The organism is Pseudomonas citronellolis (assembly GCF_029335315.1).
In the GTDB taxonomy this organism is placed as follows: domain Bacteria; phylum Pseudomonadota; class Gammaproteobacteria; order Pseudomonadales; family Pseudomonadaceae; genus Pseudomonas; species Pseudomonas citronellolis_A.
Map to the genome: position 1 here is coordinate 1 of NZ_JARJLT010000236.1, position 293 is coordinate 293.

General features: G+C 59.7%; 1 protein-coding gene. It reads left to right on the plus strand.

What is annotated here, in order from left to right:
* On the plus strand, positions 1 to 293 hold a 293-nt coding region (locus P3W75_RS18240), incomplete at both ends, for an IS110 family transposase (RefSeq protein WP_276228721.1).

The following is a 293-nucleotide window of genomic DNA, read 5'->3' on the forward strand; positions in this document are numbered from 1 at the left end:
GCCAGTTACGCGCAAAGCCAGATGCAGCGGGTGAAGACCGACAAGGTCGATGCCAAGCTGATCGCCCTCTACGGCGAGCGGCATGTCGGTGACCTCCAGCTCTGGCAGCCGGAGCCGCTGAATGTGCGCCAGTTGCAGGCGTTGGTGCGGCGCTATGAAGAGCTCAAGGAGTTGTTCCAGATGGAGAGCAATCGTCTGGAAACAGCAAAGGCCGATCCGGTGAAAGAGTCGATCCTGTCAGTATCCGCGCACCTGGAGCGACAGATCGAGCAGACCTTGAAGACGATCCGCGA